Source organism: Empedobacter sp. UBA7611 (assembly GCF_002484365.1).
Taxonomy (GTDB): domain Bacteria; phylum Bacteroidota; class Bacteroidia; order Flavobacteriales; family Weeksellaceae; genus Empedobacter; species Empedobacter falsenii_B.
On record NZ_DLJR01000025.1, the window covers coordinates 30,298 to 52,430 of the forward strand.

Annotated in this window: 21 protein-coding genes; 8 read left to right on the forward strand and 13 right to left on the reverse strand. The window is 31.9% G+C overall.

Features of this window, described 5'->3' with window-relative positions:
- Window positions 1-20: 20 nt before the first annotated feature.
- On the forward strand, window positions 21-512 hold the full coding sequence (locus B3R94_RS03625) for a metallophosphoesterase family protein (RefSeq protein ID WP_291059349.1): 492 nt from the start codon (window positions 21-23) through the stop codon (window positions 510-512).
- 71 nt (window positions 513-583) lie between these two features.
- Here B3R94_RS03625 and B3R94_RS03630 read toward each other — a convergent pair whose 3' ends face one another.
- Complete coding sequence (locus B3R94_RS03630; protein ID WP_291098769.1) at window positions 584-1,618, reverse strand: alpha/beta hydrolase; 1,035 nt, start codon at window positions 1,616-1,618, stop codon at window positions 584-586.
- A 223-nt stretch (window positions 1,619-1,841) separates the two neighbouring features.
- On the opposite strand from B3R94_RS03630, the gene B3R94_RS03635 reads away from it, so the two are divergent.
- A complete protein-coding gene (locus B3R94_RS03635; protein ID WP_260392011.1) occupies window positions 1,842-2,054 on the forward strand; it encodes a DUF2071 domain-containing protein in 213 nt (70 codons plus the stop codon).
- 55 nt (window positions 2,055-2,109) lie between these two features.
- On the opposite strand, the gene B3R94_RS03640 is transcribed toward B3R94_RS03635, so the two are convergent.
- Complete coding sequence (locus tag B3R94_RS03640; RefSeq protein WP_219034554.1) at window positions 2,110-2,589, reverse strand: GNAT family N-acetyltransferase; 480 nt, start codon at window positions 2,587-2,589, stop codon at window positions 2,110-2,112.
- A 161-nt stretch (window positions 2,590-2,750) separates the two neighbouring features.
- Between B3R94_RS03640 and B3R94_RS03645 the strand changes: the two genes are divergently transcribed.
- Window positions 2,751-2,981 carry a CDGSH iron-sulfur domain-containing protein gene (locus B3R94_RS03645; RefSeq protein WP_280037543.1) on the forward strand — a complete coding sequence of 77 codons (231 nt, stop codon included), beginning with the start codon at window positions 2,751-2,753 and terminating at the stop codon, window positions 2,979-2,981.
- Window positions 2,982-3,133: 152 nt separating this feature from the next.
- Here the strand turns inward: B3R94_RS03645 and mnmA are convergent, their stop codons facing one another.
- The 3 genes from mnmA to B3R94_RS03660 all read right to left on the reverse strand — a co-directional run bounded on the left by mnmA (window position 3,134) and on the right by B3R94_RS03660 (window position 6,740).
- Window positions 3,134-4,327, reverse strand: coding sequence for a tRNA 2-thiouridine(34) synthase MnmA (gene mnmA, locus B3R94_RS03650; protein ID WP_038333879.1), 1,194 nt, complete (start codon window positions 4,325-4,327; stop codon window positions 3,134-3,136).
- A 64-nt stretch (window positions 4,328-4,391) separates the two neighbouring features.
- The gene (locus tag B3R94_RS03655) at window positions 4,392-5,708 is read right to left on the reverse strand and encodes a Na+/H+ antiporter NhaC family protein (RefSeq protein ID WP_125350159.1); all 1,317 of its coding nucleotides are present in this window, start codon (window positions 5,706-5,708) and stop codon (window positions 4,392-4,394) included.
- Window positions 5,709-5,873: 165 nt separating this feature from the next.
- Window positions 5,874-6,740, reverse strand: coding sequence for a cupin-like domain-containing protein (locus tag B3R94_RS03660; RefSeq protein WP_125350158.1), 867 nt, complete (start codon window positions 6,738-6,740; stop codon window positions 5,874-5,876).
- Window positions 6,741-7,029: 289 nt separating this feature from the next.
- On the opposite strand from B3R94_RS03660, the gene B3R94_RS03665 reads away from it, so the two are divergent.
- A complete protein-coding gene (locus B3R94_RS03665) occupies window positions 7,030-9,183 on the forward strand; it encodes an OmpA family protein (RefSeq protein WP_291098771.1) in 2,154 nt (717 codons plus the stop codon).
- A gap of 63 nt (window positions 9,184-9,246) precedes the next feature.
- Here the strand turns inward: B3R94_RS03665 and B3R94_RS03670 are convergent, their stop codons facing one another.
- Both B3R94_RS03670 and B3R94_RS03675 read right to left on the reverse strand, forming a co-directional pair.
- Window positions 9,247-10,452 (reverse strand): RsmB/NOP family class I SAM-dependent RNA methyltransferase, encoded by a 1,206-nt coding sequence (locus B3R94_RS03670; RefSeq protein ID WP_038333863.1) that lies wholly within the window; start codon window positions 10,450-10,452, stop codon window positions 9,247-9,249.
- 54 nt (window positions 10,453-10,506) lie between these two features.
- Window positions 10,507-10,929: an acyl-CoA thioesterase gene (locus tag B3R94_RS03675; protein WP_038333857.1), complete on the reverse strand. Its 423-nt coding sequence runs from the start codon at window positions 10,927-10,929 to the stop codon at window positions 10,507-10,509.
- A gap of 364 nt (window positions 10,930-11,293) precedes the next feature.
- Between B3R94_RS03675 and B3R94_RS03680 the strand changes: the two genes are divergently transcribed.
- The gene (locus B3R94_RS03680; protein ID WP_291098776.1) at window positions 11,294-13,426 is read left to right on the forward strand and encodes a Tex family protein; all 2,133 of its coding nucleotides are present in this window, start codon (window positions 11,294-11,296) and stop codon (window positions 13,424-13,426) included.
- A gap of 75 nt (window positions 13,427-13,501) precedes the next feature.
- On the opposite strand, the gene B3R94_RS03685 is transcribed toward B3R94_RS03680, so the two are convergent.
- Entirely contained in the window at window positions 13,502-14,005 is a 504-nt protein-coding gene (locus B3R94_RS03685; RefSeq protein WP_291059334.1) for a DUF2314 domain-containing protein, read from the reverse strand.
- 42 nt (window positions 14,006-14,047) lie between these two features.
- A complete protein-coding gene (locus B3R94_RS03690; RefSeq protein WP_291098778.1) occupies window positions 14,048-15,436 on the reverse strand; it encodes an HTTM domain-containing protein in 1,389 nt (462 codons plus the stop codon).
- Window positions 15,437-15,508: 72 nt separating this feature from the next.
- On the opposite strand from B3R94_RS03690, the gene B3R94_RS03695 reads away from it, so the two are divergent.
- On the forward strand, window positions 15,509-15,910 hold the full coding sequence (locus tag B3R94_RS03695; protein ID WP_114999244.1) for a thiol-disulfide oxidoreductase DCC family protein: 402 nt from the start codon (window positions 15,509-15,511) through the stop codon (window positions 15,908-15,910).
- Window positions 15,911-16,056: 146 nt separating this feature from the next.
- Here the strand turns inward: B3R94_RS03695 and B3R94_RS03700 are convergent, their stop codons facing one another.
- From B3R94_RS03700 to hisE, 4 genes are read right to left on the reverse strand one after another with little or no spacing between them, the layout of a single operon-like run.
- Window positions 16,057-16,329 (reverse strand): hypothetical protein, encoded by a 273-nt coding sequence (locus B3R94_RS03700; protein ID WP_038333836.1) that lies wholly within the window; start codon window positions 16,327-16,329, stop codon window positions 16,057-16,059.
- A gap of 24 nt (window positions 16,330-16,353) precedes the next feature.
- Window positions 16,354-17,025, reverse strand: a complete 672-nt coding sequence (locus tag B3R94_RS03705) for a TPM domain-containing protein (RefSeq protein WP_038333832.1) — start codon at window positions 17,023-17,025, stop codon at window positions 16,354-16,356.
- A gap of 16 nt (window positions 17,026-17,041) precedes the next feature.
- Window positions 17,042-17,818 (reverse strand): M48 family metalloprotease, encoded by a 777-nt coding sequence (locus tag B3R94_RS03710; RefSeq protein ID WP_291098780.1) that lies wholly within the window; start codon window positions 17,816-17,818, stop codon window positions 17,042-17,044.
- A 15-nt stretch (window positions 17,819-17,833) separates the two neighbouring features.
- The gene (gene hisE / locus B3R94_RS03715) at window positions 17,834-18,178 is read right to left on the reverse strand and encodes a phosphoribosyl-ATP diphosphatase (protein WP_291098783.1); all 345 of its coding nucleotides are present in this window, start codon (window positions 18,176-18,178) and stop codon (window positions 17,834-17,836) included.
- A gap of 230 nt (window positions 18,179-18,408) precedes the next feature.
- Here hisE and gcvP point away from each other — a divergent pair, with 230 nt between their 5' ends.
- On the forward strand, window positions 18,409-21,264 hold the full coding sequence (gene gcvP, locus B3R94_RS03720) for an aminomethyl-transferring glycine dehydrogenase (protein WP_291098786.1): 2,856 nt from the start codon (window positions 18,409-18,411) through the stop codon (window positions 21,262-21,264).
- Window positions 21,265-21,416: 152 nt separating this feature from the next.
- Entirely contained in the window at window positions 21,417-22,127 is a 711-nt protein-coding gene (gene aqpZ / locus B3R94_RS03725; RefSeq protein ID WP_125350651.1) for an aquaporin Z, read from the forward strand.
- Window positions 22,128-22,133 lie beyond the last annotated feature (6 nt).

Below are 22,133 nucleotides of genomic sequence, written 5' to 3' on the forward strand. Positions count from 1 at the left end.
AGCAACAAAAATACAACCTTTTGAAGAAAATTCTTTTACTTTCGGACACGCATTCTTATATCGACGATAGAATTTTGGAATATGCACAACAAGCAGACGAAATTTGGCATGCTGGAGATATTGGCGATATTTCTGTAACCGATAAATTGGCTAAAATAAAACCTTTGCGTGCTGTTTATGGAAATATTGATGATAATAAAGCGCGCGCAGAATTCCCGCTCAACAACAGATTTACGTTGGAAGGTGTTGATGTTTGGATTACGCATATTGGTGGTTATCCAGGAAAATATAATCCTGCAATTCGAAAAGAAATCACAGAAAATCCTCCGAAATTATTTATTTGTGGACATTCACATATACTAAAAGTGATGCCTGATAAACAATTGGGTTTAATTCATATGAATCCAGGCGCTGTTGGTAAACACGGTTTTCAGAAAGTTCGTACGATGTTACGATTTGAGTTGAATAAAGGAAAAATTGAGAATTTAGAAGTGATTGAATTTAAGAAATGATTTTCGAGGTTCGAAGCTCGAGTTTCGAGATTCGAGATTCGAGATTCGTATTTCGCACTTCTAACCTCGCTTTATTTCGCCAACTTGAATTCTTTCAGAATAGTAATAAACTTCGGATTAGTGATATATTCTCTAAATTCGTGTGAATTTTGTCCTGAAAAATCAGTTTCTTCTAAGAAAGTATAATTTTTAGAAAGTTCATCAAACAAATCTTTTTTGTAGCCAAAATCTGTCGCAATCAAACTTCGAGATAAAAACCCAATCTTTCCTTTCCCTAATACATAATCCGTATCATTTATCGTGATATGCATGCGTTTTAACTGAGGTGTAAAGGTTTTTAATTGATCATTATCCAACGTAAAATCAATTTTTCCAATTGCAGGCGCCAACATAATACTGTAAATTTTATTGTTATTTTCTAACAACGTTTCTGCATTCGCAAAATCGACATGATGCGCATTTTCAGCACGTTTTATTTCACTTTCACGCAACGAAGGATTTACCAATGAACTCAAAACAACTGATGCCCCACGACTATGCGAAATCAAATAAACATCTTTGTTATGAATGACATTCAAAATTCTACGAAGTCCAAAAACGCCCGCCATTTGGCTATTTGTCGTTGCACTTACCCAAACTTTTGCCGCTCCAAAAAGACTTTCGTTTACCAATCCATCCCAATAAAAATTAATTACCTCATCATTCGAAGAATTAATATTCATATAAGTTTTGGCTTTGTTGTAATTTTTCAAGCTAAACAAATAATCATTGTCAATTCCATGCACAAAAATGATGACACGTTTCTTATTTTTAACTCTTTTTTCGATATTTTTTAAACGTAAATCTTCGTAAGAAGTCAATTGATTTTGGAATTTGCTTTCAGTCGCAATTTTCATCAACGAATAATCTCTACGACTTGCATTTTTAGGAGGTTTACCATACGATTTCAACCAATTATCTGGGTAAAAATTTCCGTTTTGATCCACAAAAGAACTTGTTGTGTTCGGTTGAATAAAATTATTTGGATTCTGAGAAGTTGGCACATTATGTATTGCTGCACATGACGTTAAAAAACTAATCACGAAGATATAAAACAAGTTTTTCATATGATAAAAATTGGTATGCGAAGTAACTACAATTTTCTTTATTTCGCAATAGATTTTGCACCTTCAACCATAAGTTTAACAAGGTTTTAAGTGAAATATACGATCAAACAAATTCTAACCGAAAAAAAATCATCGTGGTTGAAATGACCCAACAAAACGATGGAAATATTATCAAGAATGGAACAGAGCGTTATTTTTTCATTACAGAATTGACAAAGAAATTTTGAGAGAATTAGTTCCAAAAGATTTAGAAATTGATGAAATAAATGATTCTGATTGGGTCTCAATTATCGCATTTACAATGGAAAAAATTCGACCTCGTTTTTTGCCTGCACTCTCTCCTACTTCTGATTTTGACGAAATTAATTTGAGAACATATCTCACAAAAAATGGAAAATCTGGTATTTATTTTTCATCGATTCGAGACCAGATTTAATGCATTATTCAGAAGGTGTGCAAGTTGTCGCTTGGAAAAGGATAAAGTTTAACAATTAAATTTTCTTTCTCAATAAATGTTGCATTCCATTGAACCATTCTCGTTGAGAACCATCATCTATATAACCAACTTTTAGATACAAATCATATGCTGATTTATTTTTGAAATTAACCGCTAAAACCAATTCATCAATTGTAGGAAAATTATCTTTTACAAAATCATCCATCAAACTCATCGAAATTTTTCCGTAACCTTTTCCTTGAAACTCAGGGTTTATTGATAAAGAACGCAACAACAACGAATTCGTATTATTCGTCATCTCCAATTTATCGTCACCATAGTCTAACACAAAAAAACCAATTGGTTCATCATCTAACAAAATTGTAATTGGTTTTGCATGTCCATCTGTGCGTAATTTCAAACGCTCAAAAGTCTCGCTAGGTAAGGCTGTAAAAGAAATTTGATCTTCTGGTAAATGATATAACAAAGCATTGTGATGTTTAATTTCTGTATGTTTGAGTTGAATTGTTGGCATAATCATTATTTTCAAATAAAAGTAATCAAAACATTCTAAATCCTATGTAAAAACAACAACGTTTATCTATTAAATTATAATCAATTACTGCACAAAATTTAAACTCATTCTAACCAAAATAGTTTTTAAATTGTAGTAAATATCAGTCTAAATCTACAATTATGGATGATCAAAACAAGTTAAATATTCAAATAGGAACAAGTCAAAATACAGATGGTATCTATATAGAAATCACAGAAAATGGACCTTATATCTTGCACGGAAAGCCTAAAATTGTTCAGCAGTTTATCATTCCAAATCAGCAAGGAATTTCTGTCAATTACCAAGAAGGAGAAAAATTTGAAGCAAAAGATACAACTTATCTTTGCCGTTGTGGACAATCTTTTAATTAGTCTTTTTGTGATGGAACACATGCTTAGATGAGATTTCAAGATGGTTTACCAAAGCAACAAAAAGTAAAAGGATTTTTTTTTAATAAATGATATTAACATAAAACGCTCAAGAAAATCTTGAGCGTTCAATATAATAATGATGTTTATATTTTTTAATTATTAATTACACCAGAGCCTAAAAGTTCGTCTTCAACATACCAAGCACAGAATTGACCTTCTGTAATTGCAGATTGAGGGTTTTCAAATTCAACATACATTCCGTTTTCAGCTTTGTGTAAAATTGCTCTTTGCAAAGGTTGGCGGTAACGAATACGCGCCATCACTTCCATTGTTTCGTCGGTTTTCAAAGTTAAATCTTCGCGAACCCAATGTACTTCCTCTTCTTTTATAAACAATGCTTTCTTCAATAAACCTGAATGATCAGCGCCTTGACCTGTGTAAATAACATTAGTCTCTACATCTGTATCAATAATAAACAAAGGTTCTACTTTTCCTCCAACTCCCAATCCTTTTCGTTGACCGCGAGTGAAATAATGTGCGCCTTGATGTTTACCTACAATATCTCCGTCTTCTTGTTTGTATGAGAAACCTTTTGCTTCGAAATCTAATGCTTCATATTTATTTTCAAAAGTTGGAATTTCTCTTTTATATCCGTTCCAATATTTGGCTATTTCTACAATTACACCTTCTTTTGGTTTTAATTGTTGTTGCAAAAATTCAGGTAAACTAACTTTTCCAATAAAACATAAACCTTGCGAATCTTTCTTATTCGCTGTAACCAAGCCTTGCTCTTGCGCAATTCTTCTTACTTCTGGTTTTTCTATATCTCCAATTGGGAATAATGCTTTGCTTAATTGATCTTGCGACAATTGACACAAGAAATACGATTGATCTTTATTGTTATCGTTACCTTTTAACAATTGAAAAATCTCTTTTCCATTTTCATCAATTGTAGAAGTTTTTCGTGCATAATGCCCTGTTGCTACATAATCTGCACCAAGTTCTAAAGCTGTTTTCAAAAACAAATCGAACTTAATTTCTCGGTTACATAACACATCAGGATTTGGTGTTCTTCCTTGCTCGTATTCATTGAACATATAATCTACAATACGTTCTTTGTACGAATCAGACATATCAATTACCTGAAAAGGAATATCTAATTTTTTAGCTACCAACAAAGCGTCTGCACTATCTTCTATCCATGGGCATTCATCTTCCAACGTTACCGATGCATCGTTCCAATTACGCATAAATAATCCGATCACATCATAGCCTTGCTCTTTTAGCAAATAGGCTGTAACACTTGAATCTACTCCTCCAGAAAGTCCTACGACAACTCTTTTCATCTTAAAAAATTTCAGTCTACAAAGTTATAAAATAATATTCGACGAATGAATATCATACATCAATCTATTTTTTGAATGATTTTGGCTGAAAAAATAAGATAAAAATAAGCGTACAAATTCCAGTTAAAAATGGATAATATAAGTTAGATAACACATCAACCGAAGAAACCTTTGTTGCACTTGAAATTGTATTTGCAGCTGCAACCGCTGCCAAAACTTGCGCACCATAAGGTAAGATTCCTTGTACAAAACACGAAACCGTATCCAAAATACTTGCCACACGTTTTCCCTCTAAATCATGATGATCAGAAATATCTTTTGCAATTTTACCACAAATCAAAATTGTAATCGTGTTATTTGCCAAACAAGCATTCGCCAAAGCTGTAAGCGACGCAATACTCATCTCAGCCTGACGTTTTGTTTTAATATTTTTGGTTAGATGATAAATGATAAAATCTAATCCACCATTCAAACGAATAATTCCAACAATTCCACCAATAATTAAACAAATAATACTCAACTCAAACATTCCTTTAAAACCTTCATTAATAGAAGAAACTAAGTCTAGTAAAGGAACACCAGAATAGAACAAACCAATTCCAAGAAACGAAAGAATTCCTACAATTAAAGCCCAAATCACATTAATTCCAGAGATTGCTAGTCCAAAAACTAATAGATAAGGTAAGATTAAAATCAAGTCAAAATCTAACTGTTTTCCTTGGAAATTGGTTGTGTCAAAATGTTGAGAAAGTGAAAAATATATAATCGTCGAAACAATAGCTGCTGGAACTACTATTCGAAAATTAGTTTTAAATTTAGATTTCATGCTCACTTCTTGCGTACGTGTTGCAGCAATTGTTGTATCAGAAATAAATGATAAATTATCGCCAAACATCGCTCCACCAACCACTGCACCTAACAAAATTGGCATAGAACCTGGGATCATTTTATCCATTTGCACTGCAATCGGAGCAACAGTTACAATTGTTCCAACCGATGTTCCCAAAGCCGTCGCAATAAAACAAGACAACAAAAAGAAACCTGCTACAATAAAGGAAGAAGGAAGATAATTCAAAAATAAATTCACTGTTGATTCTACAGCACCAATTGTAGATCCTAAACTTCCAAACGCTCCAGCGAGAAGAAAAATTAAAATCATCAACATAATTGTTTCTTCACCCGCATTCTTACAAAAAGCCTCGGCTTTCGTATGAAATGAAACCTTAGGGAATTGAACAAATGCAATTACTAATGCTAACATGAAAACAACCAATGCTGGAACAGAATAAAAATCGTTCAGATAAATAGATGCCGAAAAATAGACAAGTATGAAAATGATTAAAGGCAATAAAGCCCAAAAATTTCCTTTTTTTATGATCATATTACTAAAAATTCAGAAAAATATTCTGCAAATATCTATCGAAATTTTAAAACATGAAAATCAAATATTTATTGATTTATAAGTTTTTAGGACAGTAGAATAAAAAAAGGAACATCTTTCGAAAGATATTCCTTCATTTAGAAAAATTTTCTAAAAACTGTATTTTTATTTCGCAATTAATTTATTTGTTTGTGTAATTGCGCGCTCATTTTTTTCTTCAATCCAAGTTTTACCTTTTATTTTTCGCATCACATTATCGTATGTACGCATCAAAAATATGTTATAAATCGCTTCGGACAAATTTTTTGGTTTATGTGCCAACGAACGCAAACTCATCGAAAAACCTGGCGTCAAATATTTCATATAATGCCACCAACCTTCTGGCATATAAAGCATTTCTCCGTGTTTTAAGTCTGCTACCATCGGATTTATATTTTTCAACGCTGGCCATTTATCAAAATCAGGATTATCAAAATCAATATCTTCTCTACAAATTACCGAATGTGGAATTTTGTACATGTATTTCGAATCCTTTGGCGGAACAATAATACAACGTTTTTTTCCTGCAAAATGGAAATGCAAAATATTCGCTAAATCGATATCATAATGCATAAAAACATTCGATCCTTCACCTCCAAAAAATAACATTGGCATCGATTTGAAAAGATTCAAACCCAAATCTGGCATTTTATAATCTTGTTGCAATTGCGGAACTTGACTCATCAAATTGTACAAAAATATACGCAAATCTGTCGGCTCACTTTGCAACAAATCTACATATTCAGACATTTTCATCTTTGCTACTGGTTCATTTACTTTCTTCGTATAATCAACCGGATCATTATTGTATAAAGGGACAACCTTGTTGCCTGCAACTTGTTTTATATACTCAAAATTCCACTTTTCGTACGCAGGCCAATCCTCTGTAATTCGCTCTACTACAACTGGTTTTTGAGGTTTAACGTAATATTTCTGAAAATCTTTTGCAGAAATACTTTCTACTCTTTCAACTTCTGTGAAATTAAAATTCATCTTTTATGTAAAATAAAGTGCAAATTTACTTAACTTTTTTGTTAAATCTGAAAGAAGCAATTATTAAACCAATCTTTTTTAAATATGATTTAATAATTATTTCTGATTTGATGATTTATTTAATATACATTGAACTTTACTATAACTGATGATAGAAAACACATCAATTCTTTCATTATCTTTACATTGAATTTTTAAAATCGATTCGTTGAACACAAAAAATCTATTTTTTTCCATTTTTTTTATTCTACTGAATACATTTTGTTGTGCACAGCAAATTTTTCCGTATTTGGAACTTCAAAATGAAGAAGATTTTGAAAAAATAGAAGCAATTTCTCTCGAAAATGACTATAATTTTCATCATTTATTGGGTAATTTGAGTCATAATTTTACTTTTCAGAACAATTCTTCGGAAGATATTTCGGCTAAATTTATTTATCCTTATCAAGCTTCTCAAAATGTGTACGAATTAAAAGCTTTTGTAAATGATAAAGTTTTCGAAATTCAATCCAAATCGATTGTAGATATTCGAAAAGAGTTAAAAAATATTGATGCTTCAACTATTTTTAAAAATCAACAAAACAATCAAGTTTTACAATTAGATTTAGGAAAAATTCCTGCACATGCTACACTAAAAATTAAGCTAAAAGTTTCGAAAATTGTTGAAGAAAATAATTTGAATTATCAAGTTTCGTTTTTAGAATTTATCGTGAAACGAACAGAATCTTTTACCCAAATTCATCGTTGGAACAATCAATTGAATGGTTTTCCGAAAAACATAAATTCAAATATTCATCTTTCGGGAAATTTTCCGATTTCAAAAATTGTTTCTGATTTAAAATTTTCAAAGGAAGATGATCGAAATTATGTTTCAAAAAATTCCGATAAAAAGATTCCAACTCTTCAATATGCTTATACAAAAAATGAACTACAAACCGGAATTGAAACGTTTACTGAAAATGGTTGCGATTATTTTTTAGGAACAATTGAACCTGCAAATAATCCTTCTAAATATAATGCTCCACGAGAATTTTTGTTCGTTTTGGATGCTTCTGGTTCTATGATGAATCAACCAATTGAAACTTCCAAAAAATTGATGAATCAACTTCTTCCAAATCTAAACGAAACAGATAAATTTAATGTGTTGGTTTATTCTACGAAAAATGAATTAATTTTTAATTCTTCTCAATTTCCAACGAAAGAAAACATCAATTTAGCTTTAGAAAAAATTAATTCTTTGAGTGGAACTGGCGAAAAATTATTGGATGAAGCAATAGAGCAAATTCAGAAAAATCCTTTTGATAAAAATTATAAACGAATCATTGCAATTATTTCTGATGGAGCGATAAATTTGAATGAAACGGTTTACAATTCACTCCGAAATTATGCAAAAGACACACAATTTATAACATTAGGAATTGGAAAAGAATTGGATTATCATGCGATGAATTTTATTAGTTTGGCAACAGGAACGCTTCCGATTACGGTCAATGAACCAAGAGAATTGAATCAGAAAATAACACAATTTCAGCAAGCTGTTTTGAATTCTTCTATTTATCATCTTAAAGTTCAATCATCCCAAATCAACCTCAACGAAACGTTTCCGAAGAATTTCAATACGTATTTAGCTCAAAATTCTGTCAATTTTGTTTCACGCGATTGTAATCGTCGTTATCCAAAAAAAATAGAAATTATTGGTAATCAATCGAACCAAAATTTCACTCAAAATTTTGAAATCAAACAACCAAATCCAAGTGAATTTACCGAAGCAATTAAGTTTTATTGGGCAAAACAAAAAATTGATTATCTCTTAAAAGATGAGGAACGTTGCGGTGAAATGTGCAAAAAAGATGGACGATATCGAAAAGAAATTGAGAAAATTGGAACTGAATTTAACATTTCAACACCTTATAATTTATTGATCCAGAAAGGAAATATAGAAAATTACAACAATGATTATGATACAGATGGCGATGGCGTGATGGATATCGAAGATGAATGTCCGTATATAAAAGGAAATCGTTTTGGAAATGGTTGTCCAGAAAGCAATTTGAGTGATAAAAAGATTGGAAATTATGTTCAAGATTATTCAAATTATTTAATGGAAACCGTCGAATTTGATTTTGATAAAGCTGAAATCAGAGCTATTGATTATCCAAAATTGAATGAAGTTGTTGCAATTATGAAACGAAATCCATCACATCATTTTGTTATCGAAGGTCATACAGATGCGGTTGGAACAGAATCTTACAATATAGATTTATCACAACGAAGAGCAAACGCTGTGTTGAATTATTTGATAGAAAAAGGCTTAAATAAAAATCGATTTTCAATTTCCGCTAAAGGTTTTTCAGACTTGAAACACAAAGAATGCAATCCTGCTGCAAATTGTATTGATTGGAAAAATTTTGAAAATAGACGAGTTAGATTTAAGATAAAATAATTATTGTAACAAAAAAAGACCAAGCTTTCACTTAGTCTTTTGTATCTTATAATAATTAACAGCTTAAGAAATTCTTTCAATCAAAGCCATGTAGAATCCATCATAATTAGTTTGAGATGGATAATGCATTTTATCTGAAACCATTTTATAATTTGGATTATTCTTCAAGAATTTTTCTACTTGCTGCTCATTTTCTTGTGGTAAAATAGAACAAGTTGCATAAACCATCATTCCTCCAACTTTAATGATTTTAGAATAATCAGCTAATATTTTTTCTTGTGTTGCTAATATTTCGTCAATAAATTCTGGTCTTAATTTCCATTTTGCATCAGGATTACGTTTCAAAACTCCCATTCCAGAACAAGGTGCATCAATCAATAAGCGATCAGCAGAATTCTCCATACGCTTGATTGTTTTTGCTTCAATCACCTTTGTTTGTACATTCTGAACATTGTTACGTTTTGCACGGCGTTTCAATTCTTTCAATTTCCAATCGTACAAATCCATTGCAATAATTTGCCCTTTGTTTTCCATCAAAGCAGCTAAATGCAATGTTTTTCCTCCGGCACCAGCACAAGCATCTACCACACGCATTCCTGGTTGAACACGTAAATACGGCGCAATCAATTGCGATCCTGCATCTTGAACTTCGAACCAACCATTCTGAAATTCATCTGTACGGAAAATATTTGTTTTCTCTTCTAGCTCTAAAGCATCTTGATATTTCGATAAAACTTTCGTTTTTATTCTACGCTCCTTCAACGCTTTTTGTAATGTTTTACGGTCTGTTTTCAAGGAATTCACACGTAAAACTGTTGGTGCTTGCGAGTTCATTGCATGCACTTCATCTAACCAACGATTTCCCAACGACTTCTCTCCTAACTCGAACATCCAATCTGGATACGATTCTGCAACCGCAATATTTTTAGACGAATTGTGATGTCTTTTCAAGACTTCTTTTGGATAGATTTTTTGAAATTCTTCCCATTTTGGTAACGTTTGCTCTGGATCTAAAGCAAACCAAGTTCCAACAAACTCCCAAATTGTATCAGGAGAAAGCGGACGGCTCATTGCCCCTTCAACCAAACGTTTCCAACGAACTAAATCGTAAACCGTTTCGGCAATAAAAGCACGATCGCGCGCTCCCCATTGCTTATTCGATTTCAATGTTCGCTCAACTTCTTTATCTGCATATTTTCCTTCGAAGAAAATTTGTTGCAATGTGTCGGTAATTCCGACAAATAAATTTTTATATGGTAAAATCTTCATAACTCGGTGCAAATTTACAAAGACTTAAATGATTAGCGTAATTAATTTATAAGATTATACAACTTCAAAAAGATCTTTTATCTTTTGAGGAACCTCAACCACTTTATTTTGCTGATAATCGAAGGTCACAATTCCTGTTTTCGCTTTTGCAATTAATTTATCTTTTGTAGAAATTTTATAGATTACATCAAAACTAACACGCGAAAAATCTTGCACACCAATCTCAATCAACAATTCATCGCCATAAAAAGCTTGATTTTTATACTCAATCGCAACATCACCCATAATCACGCTTACACCTCCAAAATCTAATTCCGAATAGCCATAATGTTGAAAAAACTGAATTCGCGATTCATGTATAATGGACAATACTTTATCGTTTGCCAAATGATTTCCATAATTGAGATCAGTTATGCGTACTGGTATTATTGTTGAAAATAAAAATTTGTCTAAAAAATCTAATTTTATACGAGCCATTTTGTAGATATCTTTGCTCAAAGATAAGAAAGTTGTATAAAAAAAAAAACGGGTTTAAGCTCCTCAGCTTAAACCCAATTGATTTTAAAAAAAACTTACACTAGTAAGTATAAATTTAACATTAAAAAAAATCAATCTTACTCTCTACTACCTATGGTCAAATTTAGAAATAATTTAATAAATACCAAAACTTTTTAGAAATTTTTTATTATTCTTTTTTATTTAAAATAAGACTGATATAAAAAACTCTAAATATTTAGATTATTATATAAAAAAATACTCTATTAAATACGACCTATATAAATAAAACATGCTATTTTTTATATTTGTGAAAAATAGTAATTTGCAAGGCCAAACTTTTAACATGAATTTGATTCAATACATTCATCAACATCTTAATTCTATTTCAGAAAAATCAATCAACAATACAGTAAATTGTTTGAATGAAGATAATACCATACCCTTTATTGCAAGATATAGAAAAGAGGTCACAGGAAATCTTGATGAAGTTCAAATTTCTGCTATAAAAAAACTGCAAAATCAATACAATGAAATTGTTTCTCGAAAAGAATTTATTTTAAAAACATTGGAAGAGCAGAATCAATTGAGTAACGAATTACAACAACGTATTCAGAAAAGTTTTGATTTGGTTCAATTAGAAGATTTATATCTTCCTTATAAAAAGAAGAAAAAAACACGTGCAACCATTGCAAAAGAAAAAGGTTTAGAGCCTTTGGCAAAAATCATCATGAAGCAAAATAATATTCCTGATTTGGATGATTTAGCAAAAAAATATCTAAATGAAGATGTGATAAGTATCGAAGATGCTTTTGCAGGTGTGCAAGATATTATTGCAGAATGGATCAATGAAAATGAGTATGTGCGTCATCGATTGCGAGATATTTTCAGAAAATCTGCTTTGATTGAAAGTAAACTAATAAAATCTAAAATAGATGATGAAGATTCGGCTAAATACTCGAACTATTTTGAATACGAAGAACTATTGAAAAAAATTGCTTCTCACCGATTATTGGCTATTTTACGCGGCGAAAATGAAGGCTTCTTGAAAGTAAATGTATCAATTGATAAAAAAGAAGCCTTCAAATTTCTTGAATACACGTTGATCAAATCTATTCAACCAGAAGTTTCTTGGGTTATTGAAGAAGCTATAAAAGATGCATACAAACGACTTTTGGCTCCTTCAATCTCGAATGAAGTGTTGAAAGAAGCAAAACAAAAAGCAGATGAAACATCAATAAATGTTTTTTCGAAAAACTTAAATCAATTGCTTTTGGCGCCACCTCTGGGAGAAAAACGAATTTTAGCGATAGATCCTGGTTACAAATCGGGTTGTAAAGTGGTTGTATTATATGAGCAAGGTGATTTGTTGCACAACGAAAACATCTATCCGCATGCGCCTCAAAATGAAAAAACACAAGCCATCAAAAAACTAAAATCGCTTATCAATGCTTATAATATCGATGCAATTTCGATAGGAAATGGAACAGCTTCTCGCGAGACTGAAAATTTGGTTCAGAATATTGCATTTGATCGTCCACTAAAAGTTTTTGTTGTAAATGAAGCTGGTGCTTCGGTTTATTCGGCTTCTAAAATTGCGCGCGACGAATTTCCGGATAAAGATGTTACCGTTCGCGGTGCTGTTTCTATAGGCCGCCGTTTACAAGATCCTTTGGCAGAATTAGTAAAAATAGAGCCAAAATCGATTGGAGTTGGTCAGTATCAACATGATGTCGATCAAACTTTATTGAAAAATGAGTTGGATGATGTTGTTTCTTTCTGTGTAAACAAAGTTGGTGTAAATCTGAACACAGCAAGCAAACATTTACTAAATTATGTTGCAGGAATTGGTGAAAAAATGGCTGAAAATATTGTAGAATATCGAAGCGAAAATGGTGCATTTAATTCGAGAAAAGAGTTACTAAAAGTTCCTCGTTTGGGTGAAAAAGCATTCTTACAAGCTTCTGCTTTTTTACGAATTCCGAATGCAAAAAATCCGTTAGATAATTCTGCTGTTCACCCAGAATCGTATACACTTGTAGAGAAAATGGCGAAAGATTTGAAAGTTGATTTGAAAGATTTGATTCAAAATAAAGAATTGATTAATCAACTTGATTTAACCAAATATATTACCGAAAAAGTAGGTTTACCAACTTTAGAAGATATTAAAAAAGAACTTGAAAAACCTGGTTTAGATCCGCGTTCTACTGCAAAAGTTTTTAGTTTTGATCAACGATTAAAGAAATTCGAAGATTTGCAATTGGGCATGAAAGTTCCTGGAATTATTAATAATATTACCAATTTTGGCTGTTTTGTAGATATAGGAATCAAAGAAAATGGTTTGATTCATATTTCTAAAATTTCGAATGAATTTATTTCAGATGTAAATTCAAAAGTGCATTTGAGTCAACAAATTGAAGTAACCGTAATTGGAATTGATACAGAAAAACGTAAAATTCAATTGTCTTTGATTGATTAAGGAAAATAATTTCAAAATTAAAAGGCAATCTAACGAAAGATTGCCTTTTTGATTTTATTATTTTTTGAGCAGAAATTAATCCTCAAATTTTACTTTATATTGTTTATCAAACTCTTTTTTCTGCGCATCAGTCATTTTACTACGCATATATTTTATTGTAAATCCTCCAATCATTTTATCACCTTTATAATACATCCAATCCGATAATTTAGTCGGATCAATCACAACTGTATCATTGTGTTTCACCAATTTTGTGTATTGCGGAACGTTGTCTACAATTCCTTTTAATTGATCGTTATCCGAATATACATCACGAATCCAAATATGCTCTTTTTGTGTCGCATTTGGGATATCATACATTTGTTTGACAATAAAATTAGTTGTCGTTGTATCTTTCATCGACAACGCCAATTTGAAATCATCAAACGTTTGTTGCGCTTCCTTCCCAATACTATCCAAATCTTTTTGTTCTTGCTTTTGCTTATCCAAACCTTTGTAAGCACTTACTCCATTATCTTCCTTATTACCACAAGAAAATAATAAAGCCGAAAAAGCTATTGCGAATAATGTATATTTCATAATTGTATTTCTTTGATTGTTGTCCTATAAAGTTACATAAATTTATTCAAAATAAGATAAATTCAACTCTTTTGGTGTTGGCTGAATCCATTTTTGATGTCCAAAATAACTCCAAGTTGTGTAAGCTAAATTGTAATTTGGATTTGTAAATTGATAATAATCGCTACCATTGACAGAAACTTTTGCATCCACAAAAACTTTGACATCTTTCACACCATTTTTCGCATAATCATATTTTACATAACGTGCAAATTGCCACATCATATCTGGGCTAACCGCCATTTTTGACATTTGTTTAAAGGTTAGATATTTAGTCAAATCTACTTTCTCGCGTTTCAAGAATTTACCTTTTTTCTGTGGATCTGGTTTCGAAACATATACCACAACTTCACCCGCTTTATTACGCAACATCATTCGCCAAGCCATGCGATGACCTTCCTCTGTCCAAAAAACATTTCCGGGAATAAAGTAATGGCGAACAGGTAAATATATTTGCCAAACTACGTAGAAAAACATCAAATAAGAGAACATGACACGACGAGTTGTCAATAAATTATCATCATCTGAACGATCCATCATAAATGATTTTTTAGGAAAAATAACTTCCTGAATCTTAACGGGATCATAAAAGAAAATTAACATTGCCAAAGCAAAGAAAGGAAATATTCCAATCCCGAAAACTGCAGAATTGAAAATATGAAAGGCTACAGCACATTTGAAAGCGATTCCACGCGTTCTATTCATCAACATTGCAGGAATAATCAATAAATCAAAAAAGAAACCACCCCAAGCAAACACTTGCGCAAACTCTAAACTACTTACAACTTTTCCTAAACCAACAAGATTATATTTTGTCGTCAATAAATCGCCATATTCGTGGAATTTCATTTGTAAAAAAACTCCGTTAAACCAATCTGGATAAATCTTCGCAAAAGCGGCAAAAGTGTACACAATCAATAACTGAATAATGAATAAAGTTGGTACCCAATTTCTCATGGTTAGACGTTTTATTTTCGGAAAAATCAAACTATCAATCGAAAAGAAATGATGCGCAGGAATTATCGTCATCATCCACGAAACTAGCATAAACAGATAATAATGGTTGTTGTAGCTTGTTTTTTGCATGAAATACGTCAACGACCATAAAATAGAAAATACGATAATTGAAAATCGATAAGCAAATCCAAACACGATAAACCAGCCTAAAATTCCCATGAGCACGTACAAATAAATCATATTTTGTCCCAAGAAAACATTTGTCCACTCGAATCCGATGAACGAAAATGTAATGTGCGGTTCAACAAAATTTGTTTGTACCCAACCTGTAAAAATGGCTCCCCAACATTCTGCAACAATTAATAAACCAAAGATTATTCGGAAAATTACAAGTGGAGAATTATCAACTTTTCGGAATAAATATTCGCTAAACATGATTGATTGTTAATTTTGGCTAATTTAAAAATAACCTTTAGAGTTTAGCTACTTTTAGCGTATATTTATTGTATGAAAACGAGGAAAATTATTTTGTTTGATGGAATTTGCAATTTATGCAATCAATCTGTTCAGTTTGTGATTGAACATGACAATAAAAATCAATTTCAGTTTGCTTCATTACAATCTGATTTTGGACAAAATTTTTTGAAAGAAAATAATTTGGATGCCGCTCAATTTGATTCTATCGTTTTTATTGAAGATGATAAATTTTATACCAAATCATCTGCTGCGCTAAAAATTGCTAAATATTTGGACGGAATAACTTCGTGGTTGACTATTTTTATGATTGTTCCAAAGCCTTTGCGCGATGTGGTTTATAGTTTTATTGCGAAAAATCGTTATCGTTGGTTTGGAAAACAAGAAAGTTGTTGGTTACCTACTCCTGAATTAAAAGCGAAGTTTTTAGATTAAGTTTTAAACTTCTTGATTCAAATAGTTTTTAATCTTCTTAAAAAGAATTACCCAAAAATAAAAAGTCAATAAAAGGTTTATTACTACAATTATCAAGAGAACAAAGTTTCCATTTAATATTGTTGAATCTATTTCTCCCATTTGAATTAAAAAAGCGAAAAATAAGCAAACAACAAATAAAATGATAATACTCTATATTTCCTTTTTGAAAGAATGCTAATGAATAAAAATAGTATTGTTATCAATCCTAAACTATAAATTGAAACTTCATCTTCACCTCCAGAAGATTGTAATTGGGAAGTATAATAAAAATCATTTCCTTGCATATAGCCTAATCCATCTGTGTATTTAATAAATAAAAAACAACAAATGACTTGAGCAAGATATAAAACTTCAAGGAATGAAAAATGTACTTTCATTTTATTAACCTCTGTTTAAATTATTTAATCTTCTACAACTATTTTTTCATTAATTTTTACAATAGCTTCATTGATTCCTTTAAAATACTTTTCCTCACTAAAGTTTGGAACAACTACCTCATCAATTAGCTTTTGAGAAAAATCGTCAGAAATTATATTTCGAGCAATATCATTCGTCGAAATTCTAACTTCTCTTGATTTTAAATTAAACACAATTATCATATTTCCCTTTTGAAATCGATCAGAACTATTGTTATTAAGGATTGAAAATGAATAATCTGTTATATTTTCATTTGGAAAATAATCATCTGTAGAAATTATAAATAGCTGAAAACGATTGGTCTTTTGAATTTTCTTTAATTGTTTTTCAAGTTTTGCTAACTCTTCTCTATTAAAGACTTTTTCTAAATCAACAACATTTGAAAAAGGAACCAAAGAATAATTTTCAATAAAAGGAAATTCAGTACAATTTTTAATCAAACTCTTTTGTAGATTGAACTGAAAGATGTTTACATCTGATATTAAAAAGTCTTCTGCTTCAGAATTGAGGTATTTATTAAAATCAAATAAATTTTTAGCTGGTTTTTTCTTTTTAAATGATTTACAAATTTCTTTGCTGATTTGATCATAATCTTGAGCATGAGAAAATGTAATATTTGTGAATAAAAGAACTAATAGAAGTATATTTCTTATCATTACAACGAATTAAAATCTACTGATTTTTATATTTCTCAATGGCAGCTTTTATTTTTTCGCGACGATTTGATGGTGATGGATGTGTACTTTGGAATTCTGGAACTTGGCTTCCTCCCGAAGCTTCTTCCAAAATATCCATTACACCAATCAATGCTTCTGGATTATATCCTGCCTGAATCATAAATCGAACGCCCAAATCATCAGACTCCAATTCATCATCACGACCATATTTCATATTCACCATATTTGCCACAACTTGTGCATAATAAGCCGAATTTGCATCTCCAGCGGCAACGCCAGCCGCACCTGCAATTCCTTGCGAAAGCTCTTGTTTCGACATTTGTTCTGCACTATGGCGCGCAATAACGTGACCAACTTCGTGTCCCAAAACTCCAGCCAATTGATCTTCGTTTTGCAAACGAGTCAACAAGGCTTCGGTAATAAAAATTGGTCCACCAGGCAATGCAAAAGCATTTACAGTTCGATTATCTGCTAACACATAAAACTGAAATGGATAATTGGTTTTGCGCGCATCACTATTATTAACCACTTTCGCGCCTACTCGTTTTACAAGCTCCTGGAATTGAGCATTTCGAGATAGTCCACCAAACTCTTGTGCCATTTGCGGAGCCGAATTAATTCCCATCGCAATTTCGTCATCTTTGGTTAATGAAATATATTGCTTTTCGCCTGTAATTTCATTGACTTCTGAAGAAGAAAAATATTTTATAAGAGAAAAAATAACAATTGCAGCAGCAATTATTAATTTCATCGACGTTCCGCCCTTTTGCATATTAGTGTGTGTTAATTATTTTTTGTGCCTTTTCTTTAAAATCTCCAAAACATCTTTCAATTCAAAACCACGTGCATGTAAAGCCATAAGGTAATAAAAGAAAACATCTGCCGATTCTTCCAAAAAGTTATCATCATTGTCTTGTTCCGAAGCAATAACCATTTCTACAGCTTCTTCTCCCATTTTTTTAGCGATTTGCGAATTGCCTTTTTTATGAACACGTTTCATTTTAGATTTTTTCGCATCCTCTAATTTCGCCTCTTCCATCATTATTTCCAATTTCTTTAAGAATGGAAATTTTTTTTCTTTTTTGACTTCAGAAGTATTTTCATTAAGTTCCATAAAATCGTTTGTTTTCATAGATTTTTTTAAACGTAGAATAAATTTAAGAAATTCTACCGAATTATTTATCTCAATTCTATTGCCAATATTACTATTTTTTGAAAAAAAAGAAAGTTTTTATTCACATTTATTTCTAAAAAAATAAAATTCTAATCTATTCATTCAATTAATTTTTAAGATTGTTATTCACTTTTATTTTAAGATAAAAAAACGTATTTTTACGCGAAAATAAACATAGCGCAAACACAATGAACACAAACGATTTTTCCATTAGACATATTGGAAACAATGCGCAGCAAGCAGCTGAAATGCTTTCTGTAATTGGGAAAGATTCTATTGATTCTTTAATTGATTCTACATTACCTCACAACATCAAGTTAAAAAATGATTTAGATTTACCAGAAGCTTTATCTGAGTTTGAAACAATTAATCATTTAGCTGAAATCGCTTCAAAAAATAAAAAAGTAAAAAATTATCTTGGATATGGATATTATGGTACAATTTTACCAGCGCCAATTCAACGTAATGTATTAGAAAATGCTGGTTGGTACACAGCTTATACACCATACCAAGCGGAAATTGCGCAAGGACGTTTAGAAGCTTTATTAAATTTCCAAACTGTTATTTCTGATTTAACAGGTTTACCTATCGCAAATGCATCTTTATTAGACGAAGGTACTGCATGTGGTGAAGCAATGCACATGTTATTTGAATCTCGTTCTCGTGATCAAAAGAAAAACAATGTCAACAAATTTTTTGTAGCAGATAATTTATTCCCTCAATCTGTAGCGGTTTTGGAAACGAAAGCACACGGTTTAGGAATTGAATTAGTTGTTGGAAATTTCGAAACAACTGAAATTACTGAAGAATATTTTGGAGCTATCGTTCAATACATCGGAAAAGGTGGTCAAATCAACAACTACAAAACTTTCGTAGAGAAAGCAAATGAAGTAAATGTTAAAGTGGCTGTTGCAACTGATTTATTAGCGCTAACTTTATTAACACCTCCAGGTGAATGGGGAGCTGAAATTGTTGTAGGTACATCACAACGTTTTGGTGTTCCAATGGGATACGGTGGACCACACGCAGCTTTCATGTCATGTACAGAAGATTACAAACGTGTAATTCCAGGTCGTATCATTGGAGCTTCTCAGGATCGTTTAGGAAACTATGCTTTACGTATGGCTTTACAAACTCGTGAGCAACACATCAAACGTGAGAAGGCAACTTCTAACATTTGTACTGCTCAGGTTTTATTAGCTGTTATGGCATCTTTCTACGCGGTTTACCACGGAAAAGACGGATTAAAATTCATCGCGAATGAAATTCACGCCAAAGCAGGAATTTTACAAGGTGGATTAGTTCATTTAGGATACAATGTAACGAACACAAACTTCTTTGATACTGTACAAATTGAAGTTGAAAATTCAGATGAAATTGTTAAAATTTTTGCTGAAGAAGACATTAACGTAAACGGTTTCGAGAAAGGAAAAATCTCTATCACTGTTGACGAAATGACAACTGAAGAAGATATTTTCGAAATCTTAAGCGTTTTTGCTACAATTAAAAATACTGAAGAAGGTTTTGAATTTGAAGTGGAAGAATCGTACTTACCAGCTGAATTAATCAGAACGTCTGACTTCTTAACTCATCCAAACTTTAATTCATACCACACAGAAACTGAATTAATGCGTTACATCAAACGTTTAGAGCGTAAAGATTTAGCATTAAATCAATCGATGATTGCATTAGGTTCTTGTACAATGAAATTAAATGCTGCGACTGAGTTATTACATATGTCTTGGGAAAGAATGGGTAATGTACACCCTTTTACACCTAAAGAACAAGTTGTAGGATACCAAACATTAATCAAAAACTTAGAAGATTACTTATCTGTAATTACTGGTTTTGATGCAACTTCTTTACAACCAAACTCTGGTGCACAAGGAGAATATGCAGGATTAATGGTTATCCGTTCGTACTTCGAAGCTCGTGGAGAAGGTCACAGAAATGTTGCTTTAATTCCACAATCTGCTCACGGTACCAACCCTGCTTCTGCTGCAATGGCTGGTATGAAAGTAGTCGTTGTTAAAAACTTAGAATCTGGAGAAACAGATTTAGAAGATTTAAAAGCAAAATGTGAGTTACACAAAGATAACTTAGCTGCTTTAATGATTACTTACCCTTCTACTTACGGAGCTTTTGATAGCAACATTGAAGAAGTAACTACAATGATTCACGAATACGGAGGACAAGTTTATATGGACGGTGCTAACATGAATGCACAAGTTGGTTTAACTTCTCCTGGTAATATTGGAGCAGACGTTTGTCACTTAAACTTACACAAAACTTTCGCTATTCCTCACGGTGGTGGTGGACCTGGAGTAGGACCTATCTGTGTTAAAGCACACTTAGCACCTTATTTAGGATCTTCTCCAATCATCGAGACTGGTGGAAAAGAAGCTCAAAATACATTTGCTGCTGCACCTTACGGTTCTGCATTTATTTTACCAATTTCTTACTCTTACATCTTAATGTTAGGAGCTGAAGGTTTAGTAAAAGCGACACAAGGAGCAATCTTAAATGCAAACTACATGAAAACTCGTTTAGAAGGTCATTACGATATTCTTTACACGAATGCTAACAATGTAGTTGCACACGAATTTATTTTAGATTGTCGTCCATTCAAGAAAGTTGGTGTTGAAGTTACAGATATCGCAAAACGTTTAATTGATTACGGATTCCACGCACCAACAGTATCTTTCCCAGTTGCTGGAACTTTAATGGTTGAGCCAACAGAATCTGAATATAAAGCAGAATTAGATCGTTTTTGTGATGCTTTAATTGCTATCCGTCAAGAAATTGATGAAGTTGCAAACGGAGATTATCCAGCTGACAACAATGTTTTACACAATGCACCTCACCCACAGCACTTATTAACTGCTGATGAGTGGGAATATCCTTATACACGTTCAAAAGCTGCTTTCCCATTAGAATGGGTTCGCGAACGTAAATTCTTTGCAACAGTATCTCGTATAGATGATGCTTTCGGAGATCGTAACTTAATCTGTACGTGTGCTCCTATCGAAGCCTATATGGATTAATTATTCTAGAAAGAATATATTTTTAAATACAAATCGCTCTGAGAAATCGGAGCGATTTTTTTTATTGAAATAATTTAAATGTTTAAAATGTTTGTATTTCTTAATTTTTTTTTTAAATTCATTCTAACTAAACTTTTAATATTAAAACATTTATGAAAAATTATGCTGCCGAGTTTTTCGGTACTTTTTGGTTAGTTTTCGGAGGTTGTGGTAGTGCAATCTTTGCAGCTGGTATTCCCGAATTAGGAATTGGTTACGCTGGTGTTGCATTAGCATTTGGTCTTACTGTATTAACAATGGCTTATGCAGTTGGTCATATTTCTGGAGGACATTTCAACCCTGCTGTCTCTTTCGGATTATTTGCTGGAGGACGATTTGATGGAAAACAACTTATTCCTTATATTATTTCACAAGTACTCGGAGCAATTGCTGCAGCTGGTGTATTATACTTAATCTCATCTGGAAACTCAGATTTTGCAATTGACAATACCAAAGCTGGTGCATTCGCTTCCAATGGATATGGAGCCTTTTCTCCACATGGTTATAGCATGTTATCTGCTTTTCTAATTGAATTTGTCTTAACAGCCTTCTTCTTAATTGTTATTTTAGGTGCTACAGATAAATTTGCAAACGGAAAATTTGCTGGAATTGCAATTGGTTTGGCTTTAACATTAATTCATTTAATTTCTATTCCAATCACTAACACATCTGTAAATCCTGCCCGTTCTACATCACAAGCTATTTTTGTAGGCGGCGAACCTTTAACGCAATTATGGTTATTCTGGGTAGCACCAATCGCTGGAGCAATTGTAGGTGGATTAATTTATAAATTATTATTACAAAAAGACGAAAGTCAAGCATAAACTAAA

Bases quoted from the DNA above. Each gene is read 5' to 3' on its own strand.
- B3R94_RS03675 (WP_038333857.1), bottom strand. From the start codon at position 10,929: ATGGCTCGTATAAAATTAGATTTTTTAGACAAATTTTTATTTTCAACA.
- B3R94_RS03660 (WP_125350158.1), bottom strand. From the start codon at position 6,740: ATGAATTTTAATTTCACAGAAGTTGAAAGAGTAGAAAGTATTTCTGCA.
- B3R94_RS03685 (WP_291059334.1), bottom strand. From the start codon at position 14,005: ATGAAATATACATTATTCGCAATAGCTTTTTCGGCTTTATTATTTTCT.
- B3R94_RS03630 (WP_291098769.1), bottom strand. From the start codon at position 1,618: ATGAAAAACTTGTTTTATATCTTCGTGATTAGTTTTTTAACGTCATGT.
- B3R94_RS03655 (WP_125350159.1), bottom strand. From the start codon at position 5,708: ATGATCATAAAAAAAGGAAATTTTTGGGCTTTATTGCCTTTAATCATT.
- mnmA (WP_038333879.1), bottom strand. From the start codon at position 4,327: ATGAAAAGAGTTGTCGTAGGACTTTCTGGAGGAGTAGATTCAAGTGTT.
- gcvP (WP_291098786.1), top strand. From the start codon at position 18,409: ATGAACACAAACGATTTTTCCATTAGACATATTGGAAACAATGCGCAG.
- B3R94_RS03705 (WP_038333832.1), bottom strand. From the start codon at position 17,025: ATGATAAGAAATATACTTCTATTAGTTCTTTTATTCACAAATATTACA.
- hisE (WP_291098783.1), bottom strand. From the start codon at position 18,178: ATGAAAACAAACGATTTTATGGAACTTAATGAAAATACTTCTGAAGTC.
- B3R94_RS03640 (WP_219034554.1), bottom strand. From the start codon at position 2,589: ATGCCAACAATTCAACTCAAACATACAGAAATTAAACATCACAATGCT.
- B3R94_RS03680 (WP_291098776.1), top strand. From the start codon at position 11,294: ATGAATTTGATTCAATACATTCATCAACATCTTAATTCTATTTCAGAA.
- aqpZ (WP_125350651.1), top strand. From the start codon at position 21,417: ATGAAAAATTATGCTGCCGAGTTTTTCGGTACTTTTTGGTTAGTTTTC.
- B3R94_RS03690 (WP_291098778.1), bottom strand. From the start codon at position 15,436: ATGTTTAGCGAATATTTATTCCGAAAAGTTGATAATTCTCCACTTGTA.
- B3R94_RS03700 (WP_038333836.1), bottom strand. From the start codon at position 16,329: ATGAAAGTACATTTTTCATTCCTTGAAGTTTTATATCTTGCTCAAGTC.
- B3R94_RS03670 (WP_038333863.1), bottom strand. From the start codon at position 10,452: ATGAAGATTTTACCATATAAAAATTTATTTGTCGGAATTACCGACACA.
- B3R94_RS03710 (WP_291098780.1), bottom strand. From the start codon at position 17,818: ATGCAAAAGGGCGGAACGTCGATGAAATTAATAATTGCTGCTGCAATT.
- B3R94_RS03695 (WP_114999244.1), top strand. From the start codon at position 15,509: ATGAAAACGAGGAAAATTATTTTGTTTGATGGAATTTGCAATTTATGC.
- B3R94_RS03645 (WP_280037543.1), top strand. From the start codon at position 2,751: ATGGATGATCAAAACAAGTTAAATATTCAAATAGGAACAAGTCAAAAT.